The organism is Sporolactobacillus sp. STSJ-5 (assembly GCF_024385605.1).
Taxonomy (GTDB): domain Bacteria; phylum Bacillota; class Bacilli; order Bacillales; family Sporolactobacillaceae; genus Sporolactobacillus.
Genome location: NZ_JANFOJ010000036.1, coordinates 1 through 7,325, shown reverse-complemented (window position 1 = coordinate 7,325; position 7,325 = coordinate 1). Strand labels below are relative to the sequence as shown.

Sequence of the window (7,325 nt, the reverse complement as noted above, 5' to 3'; positions counted from 1 at the left end):
GTTTAATCCCTTCTGCGCGACTCATTAGTTCTAGGAGCAGCAAAGACACTTGGATCGTTTAATCCCTTCTGCGCGACTCTAGTTGTCCCGGAGAGCGGTAAAAAATAAGGGATTGTTTCTCATCTTGTGTAAAACAGAAATACCGGAACGCTCACCTCCATCCCATTTTCCACTCAAGCGGAGATAGATGGGCAAGAAATAAAATTCAGAAGCAAATAAGAGGGGATCCGCATGATCGGTAGAATCGCTGAATCATTATACTGGCTGGGGCGTTATCTGGAGCGTATCGAAAATCACGCCCGCCTCATTGATGTCGACTACCACCGCCAATCCACACACACTGAGCGGGAACAATATCCGTGGAAGGAACTTATTGAAACGCTGGCGGATGTGCACGCTTTTCAAGAGCAGAATCTTGCCTATAACGAGTCCTCCGTGCTCAACACCATTATTTTTGATCAAGCAAATACAAATTCAATACGATCCTGCGTGACGAGCGCACGCGGGAATGCGCAGGCAATTCGTGAACGTCTCCCGAGCGAACTGTGGGATGCAATCAACAGCTTTCACCTGTGGTTGAATGAACAAAAATTGGAGAATCTGCTCATCTACCCGCACACATTTTTTGAGCAGATCAAGAACCAGACCGCACTGTTTCAAGGTATAGCCGGATCAACCATGCTGCGTGGTCAGGAATGGCAGATGCTTCAGGTGGGAAAATATTTAGAGCGCGCCGAGAACACGCTGCGCATCCTGCGCGTCGTCTATTGCCAAAATGGAATGGAACTGCCGTACGGCGATGCGCTCGCTCTACTGAAATCTGTCAGCGGCTACGAAGCCTTCCGCAAGTGCCTCTCCAATAAAATTTCGACGAACAGCATTCTCGAATTTTTAATGCTCAGTCCCGTATTTCCGAGATCGACACGTTTTTCGCTCTATCACTTGAACGAACACCTTGCCAAGCTCTCCGAATTCCGCGGCGGTATCTCGCCTACTATTCAGAATGTGCGTAAATCAATTGGTAAGATGCACGCCCAACTCGATTATATGGATCCTTCCGAAATCGCTCGAACAGGAGTAGCCGATTTTCTCGACCTTGAAGTTCGACGCTGCAACATGATCGGAGCGGCGATCGGTCAAATGTTTTCTGCAAAGGGGGTCAGCGTGCTGTCTTTTTGATCCATTCTCCTCAATAAGCAGCCGCGCCAAACAATGAAATTTCAAATTCAGCATACAACTCATTATCAATACGACGGCGAAGTGGCAGACAGTGTCAATGAAATTCGTCTTTCTCCGCGAACGAATGGAAGTCAGTCTTGCTATCAGCACTCGATTACGACCTATCCCCATGCGCCGCTCTTTGTCTATGAAGATTACTTTGGAAACCGTGTGCATGCCTTTTCCATTTCAGAGCCGCATACGGAACTGACCATTACCGCACGCTCAGTGGTCGTCACCAGCGATGCTATGACGCCTCGAACAAGCATTCTTCCTTTTGAACAAGAGCAAGCAATCATGAAAAGCGATGCATTCCAGGATCAGTTTGCCGAGTATCTGGCACCGACTGACTACACGCAAAACACAACTGATGTTCAGCAGATCGCTCATCGTTTTTTGTCCGGTTCAGTTGAATCCGTATCACAGCTGTTGGCTGAAGTCACAACGGCAATTAAGAAGGAATACATTTACGATCCCGCCGCAACACAAGTACAAACGAAAATCGATGAAATGATCAAAATCCGCAGAGGGGTTTGCCAGGATTTCGCTCATCTGATGCTTGCGCTCTGCCGATGCCTCGGCATTCCCGCGCGGTATGTCAGCGGCTATCAATACATATCGGATTTAAGCGGCGGCAACGCAGACTTCGAACAAGCCTCGCATGCCTGGATCGAGGCCTACATCCCTGATGTAGGCTGGACAGGATTTGACCCGACAAACGATGTGCCCGTCGGCTGGCGCTACATCATACTTGCCTATGGACGGGATTACAAGGATATCGTACCCGTCAAAGGTGTTTACCACGGCACCCCGCGGCAAAATCTTAAGGTTGATGTGGACGTAAAAAAATTAGCTGATATTGTATAAAAGCAGACGCTCGGATTTTCCGGCGCCTGCTTTTTAATCTTGATTTAGTTCTTTTAATATATTCTGAATTCCATGTGTCGCATTTTGCGCCTTTGCCATTCGATCAATGTAGTCATATCGATTTTTATAAACCATGGAAAGGGTCTGTTTCAATTCATCGGGCGTCAGCGAATCATTGTCGAGTACTTCGCAGAATCCTTTTTCTTTAAAGGATTTAGCATTAAGGACCTGATCACCGCGGCTGACGCGCAGCGGCAGCGGTATTAAGATCATTGGTTTTTTTAGTGCCAGAAACTCGAAAATTGCATTGGAACCGGATCTTGATAAAATAATTGAGGCAGCTGCCATGACATCCGGCAGTTCCTTATCGATAAATTCAAACTGCCTGTATCCTTCTGTGGACCCAAGTTCGGGAATGATATACCCCTTGCCGCACAGATGTACAATCTGATACGTTTTCAGTAGTTCAGGCAGCAGCTGACGGACTACATCATTGATTTTCTTTGCGCCAAGACTGCCGCCCATAATAAGCAGCACCGGTTTTTCTCCTTGAAAACCGAGAAATTCCAAACCCTTGCTTCGATCCCCTTTGCGCAGTACATCGCGTATCGGCGCCCCGGTATACACGACTTTGTCCTTCGGAAGATGCGCCCCGGCTTCCTCAAACGTCACAAAAAGTTTGGTGGCAAATTTAATCGCAATTCGATTTGCCAGTCCAGGCGTTATATCCGATTCATGAATATAAACCGGAATTCGGTTCATCCAGCCGCCGATGACTACCGGTACCGATACAAAACCGCCTTTAGAGAAGATGACATCCGGTTTAATTTTTTTCAAAATCAGATATGCCTGCATTACACCCGCAAGCACCTTGAACGGATCCTTAAAATTTTTTAGATCAAAATATCTGCGTAATTTGCCGCTGGAAATGGCACGATAGTCGATTCCATGTGCCTGCACTAAATTTTTTTCGATCCCGGTCTTTGAACCGATATACGTAACCTCGCAGTCCTTCAATTCATCAATAAGCGCCAGATTCGGGGTCACATGTCCCGCTGAACCGCCGCCGGTAAACACAATTTTTTTTGCCATTGATTTGCCTCGCTTTATTCTTTACTCCACTGTAAAGAGTTTAATATACTTGCCCGCAAAGTAAAACAAAAAACGAAAAAAAGATTGCAGACAGAAAAAAAAGCAACCGGAACGCAGTCCGATTGCTTAGATTACATGAAATTATCCGATTTCCAAATGCTTCTCTTCATCAGTGAATTGACTGTTGTACAGATCAGCATAGAATCCTTGTTTCTCAAGCAGTTCATGATGCGTGCCTTGTTCAATAACATGACCGTGATTCATCACGAGAATCAGATCTGCCTCTCGAATGGTCGACAAACGGTGTGCTATGACGAAGCTTGTGCGATTCTTCATGAGCGTATTCATCGCTTTCTGGATATGAACCTCAGTACGCGTATCAACACTGCTGGTCGCCTCATCAAGAATGAGAATGACCGGATCAGCGAGGATTGCCCGTGCAATCGTCAGCAACTGCTTCTGCCCTTGAGAAATATTGCTGCCTTCTTCATTCAAAACAGTGTCGTAGCCCTCCGGCAGGGTACGGATGAAATGATCGGCATGAGCTGCTTCAGAAGCGCGCACAATCTCTTCTTCCGTCGCTCCCGCGCGTCCATAAGCAATATTCTCACGAATGGTCCCCTTAAACAGCCAAGTGTCCTGCAGCACCATGCCGAAGAGCTGATGCAGCCGTTCCCGTTTAATCGATCGGATATCTGTGCCGTCAACAGTAATTTTCCCTTTGCGCACCTCATAGAAGCGCATGAGCAAATTGACGAGCGTTGTCTTGCCCGCACCAGTTGGTCCAACAATGGCTACTGACTGACCTGCTTTCACGTCAATCGTCATATCCTCAATCAGCGGCTGATCTTCTTTGTAGCTGAAGTTTACATGATCGAAAGCGACATGCCCTTTCGGCAGCTGCAGTGGCTCCGATGCCTCATCATCCTTCGATACCTCTTCTTCATCAAGAATCTCAAAGATGCGTTCTGCGGACGCAATCGTCGATTGAATAATATTGGATATATTAGCGATCTGGTTGAGCGGTTGGCCAAATTGACGAGCGTACTGAATAAACGCTTGAATATCGCCGATTTGAATAGACCGATTGATCACTAAAATACCGCCGACCACTGAGATCAGAACGTAGCCGATGTTGCCGACAAACATCATCATCGGCATCATAATTCCAGACAAAAATTGTGCCTTCCATGCGGAATTGTAAAGCTTACCATTAATCGATTCAAATTTCCCTACCGACTCGCGTTCCTTTCCGAATGCCTTAATCACTTGATGACCGGTGAACATTTCTTCAACATGACCGTTGAGCTTCCCAATCTGCTCCTGTTGCTGTTTGAAATAGCCTTGTGAACGTTTCGTAATCTGCGCGATCCCAATAAAGCTGAGCGGAATCGTCACAAGCAGCACTAAGGTCAAAAGCGGACTGATCGTCAGCATCATCACGATAACACCGACAAGCGTGATAATCGATGTAATCGACGCCGTAAGGCTTTGCTGCAATGTGTTGCTGATGTTTTCCGAATCATTGACTGCACGGCTGAGCACATCCCCGTATGGATGCGCATCATAATAGCTGACAGGCAGCCCAGCCAGCTTCTCATTGACCTGCTTGCGCAGCTTATAGACCATTTTTTGCGAAACACCACTTATCAAGTACTGCATGATGAACGTGAACAATGAACTGAGTACATAGAGAAGAACAAGTGTGATCACGATCCCCCATATATAATTAAAATCAATATGGGCGCCCGGTACACCTTTCATTTTCATCATCATGCCTTCAAAAAGCTTTGTCGTCGCATTCCCCATTAATTTTGGGGCAATAATGGTAAAAATTGTGCTGAGAACAGCCGTTATAAATACCGCAATCAGCACCGCATAATGCGGTCTCAAATAACCCATCAGACGGCGAAATGTCTTCCGAAAATTTTTTGGCTTTTGCACAGGCATCCTCATATGTCCGGGACCAAATCCGCCGGCACGTCGATTATTCTTAGTATCACTCATGCCAGTTCCTCCTTCTCCAATTGCGATGCGACAATTTCCTGATATACGGCACATGTTTCCATCAGCTCGGCATGCGTGCCTTCACCAACAATCTTTCCGTCATCGAGGACAATAATCTTATCCGCATGCAGAACGGTGCTGACTCGCTGCGCAACGATAATTAAAGCTGCCGTTTGCGTCATCCGTCCAAGCTCCGCCCTGAGCCGCGCGTCGGTACGATAATCGAGTGCGGAGAAGCTGTCATCCAAAAGATAGATATCCGCTTGGCGTGCTAATGCTCTAGCGATTGCCAGACGCTGCTTCTGGCCTCCGGAGACATTTTTACCGCCTTGTGCGATGACCGAATCGTAGCCGTCACTCATCTCCTGAATAAATTCGTCCGCCTGGGCAATGCGCGCTGCCTCTTTAATTTCTTCATCAGTAGCCCGCTCATTTCCATAGCGAATGTTTTCCGCAACGGTTCCAGAGAAGAGTACTGATTTTTGTGGGACATAACCAATCATTCGACGAAGCTTTTCAATAGAAATGGTCTTTACATCGACTCCGTTGACTCGCACACTGCCACTCACTGCGTCAAAATACCTTGGGATAAGATTAAGCAGTGTTGATTTTCCGGCACCCGTTCCACCGATAATGGCAGTTGTTTCTCCGGTTCGTGCCATAAATGATATGTCGTTTAATGCCGGATTTTCTGCCCCCGGATAACTGAACGTGACATTTCGAAATTCCACGCCTTGTGTGTTCTCATCATTGTTCACTAATGCAGTACTCTTTGCATCCTTAATATCCGGCCGAATATCGAGTACTTCATTGACACGTGTCGCAGAAATTTGCGCACGGGGGATCATGATGAACATCATCGCTCCCATGAGGACCGAAAACATAATTTGCATCGCATATTGGATAAATGCCATTAGATCACCGACCTGCATCGACCCGCTGTTGATTCGCAACCCGCCAAACCAGACGATAGCAACCATCGATAGATTCATAATTAGCATCATGAGCGGCATCGCAGCTGACATAATTTGATTGATACGAATAGACGTCTGCGTTATATCCTTGTTTGCATCATCAAAGCGATCAATCTCATGTTTTGTTCGGTTAAAGGAACGAATGACACGAATGCCTGTCAATTCCTCACGCAAGATTAAATTAAGCCGGTCCATTTTTTTCTGGATTTTTTTAAAATAAGGCAGACCCTTCTGCGCAAGCAAAAGAATTGATACAATCAAGAGCGGCAGCGTCACCACTAACACAAGCGAAAGCTTTGCATCCTTGTACACTGCCATGATGATTCCCCCGATGCACATCAGCGGTGCCATCGTCATCATCTTGAGAATCATCATATAAACCTGTTCAATCTGTGCAATATCATTTGTGGTCCTCGTGATCAGTGAACTCGTACCTACTTGATCAAATTCTTTTAATGAAAATGTCTCGACATGTGCAAACATTTTATTTCGCACATCGCGTCCGAATCCGGAAGCTACCTTGGACGCCAAATAATTAGCGAGAACGGTCAGAACCCCTGCAGCAAGCGTCACAAGCAGCATATATGCACCCATCTTATAAATATAGGGCATATCGCCTCTGACAATGCCCGTATCAACAATATCTGCCATTAGGGTCGGCAGATACAAGTTAGCCAATGATTGCAGGAATACAAAGAGGACGGAAAACAATGCCGGCCACAGATAAGGCCGCAAATATCTAGCCAAACGAATCATATACTTCATCTCCATTCTTCATAAAACATAATTTCAATACTTAAATGAATCATACTATGATGACTTTCTAAGTGTAACTGGTCTCTGTGAACCAATTATGAATCCATGCACAAAATTTTTTAGTTCCTTTGAATTTTTCGCTTCACACTATAATGGTCTGGGTACACAAAGGTAAACCCGCTTTTTAAAACATCTTGATCTGGGAAAAATCTGCTTTATTTAGAGTCCAAAAATAAATTTAACCTAATTTTTACCGACTCACCACATAACAACTATAGTAAAGGCTTTATATCAAGCATAAAAGTCGTTTACAAACTTGGGGATGCACTCAACCTTTCAGAAATAAAAAATTGGTTTTTTTGAAAGCAAAAACACGCACCTCTCAAAATTGAGAAATGCGTGTTTTTCAAT

The 7,325-nt window shown here is 45.6% G+C and carries 5 protein-coding genes; 2 read left to right on the top strand and 3 right to left on the bottom strand.

Features of this window, described 5'->3' with window-relative positions; translation table 11 throughout:
• Window positions 1–231 precede the first annotated feature (231 nt).
• Window positions 232–1,179 (top strand): alpha-E domain-containing protein, encoded by a 948-nt coding sequence (locus NOM01_RS16935; RefSeq protein WP_255749765.1) that lies wholly within the window; start codon window positions 232–234, stop codon window positions 1,177–1,179.
• Window positions 1,180–1,212: 33 nt separating this feature from the next.
• Entirely contained in the window at window positions 1,213–2,085 is an 873-nt protein-coding gene (locus NOM01_RS16930; RefSeq protein ID WP_255749764.1) for a transglutaminase family protein, read from the top strand.
• 33 nt (window positions 2,086–2,118) lie between these two features.
• Here the strand turns inward: NOM01_RS16930 and NOM01_RS16925 are convergent, their stop codons facing one another.
• From NOM01_RS16925 to NOM01_RS16915, 3 genes are all read right to left on the bottom strand, one after another.
• Window positions 2,119–3,177 carry an undecaprenyldiphospho-muramoylpentapeptide beta-N-acetylglucosaminyltransferase gene (locus NOM01_RS16925; protein WP_255749762.1) on the bottom strand — a complete coding sequence of 353 codons (1,059 nt, stop codon included), beginning with the start codon at window positions 3,175–3,177 and terminating at the stop codon, window positions 2,119–2,121.
• 141 nt (window positions 3,178–3,318) lie between these two features.
• Window positions 3,319–5,184 (bottom strand): ABC transporter ATP-binding protein, encoded by a 1,866-nt coding sequence (locus NOM01_RS16920; protein WP_255749760.1) that lies wholly within the window; start codon window positions 5,182–5,184, stop codon window positions 3,319–3,321.
• On the bottom strand, window positions 5,181–6,914 hold the full coding sequence (locus NOM01_RS16915) for an ABC transporter ATP-binding protein (RefSeq protein WP_255749759.1): 1,734 nt from the start codon (window positions 6,912–6,914) through the stop codon (window positions 5,181–5,183). Before NOM01_RS16915 ends, NOM01_RS16920 begins: the two co-directional genes overlap by 4 nt.
• Window positions 6,915–7,325: the final 411 nt, after the last annotated feature.

Bases quoted from the DNA above. Each gene is read 5' to 3' on its own strand.
- NOM01_RS16935 (WP_255749765.1), top strand. From the start codon at position 232: ATGATCGGTAGAATCGCTGAATCATTATACTGGCTGGGGCGTTATCTG.
- NOM01_RS16930 (WP_255749764.1), top strand. From the start codon at position 1,213: ATGAAATTTCAAATTCAGCATACAACTCATTATCAATACGACGGCGAA.
- NOM01_RS16925 (WP_255749762.1), bottom strand. From the start codon at position 3,177: ATGGCAAAAAAAATTGTGTTTACCGGCGGCGGTTCAGCGGGACATGTG.
- NOM01_RS16920 (WP_255749760.1), bottom strand. From the start codon at position 5,184: ATGAGTGATACTAAGAATAATCGACGTGCCGGCGGATTTGGTCCCGGA.
- NOM01_RS16915 (WP_255749759.1), bottom strand. From the start codon at position 6,914: ATGATTCGTTTGGCTAGATATTTGCGGCCTTATCTGTGGCCGGCATTG.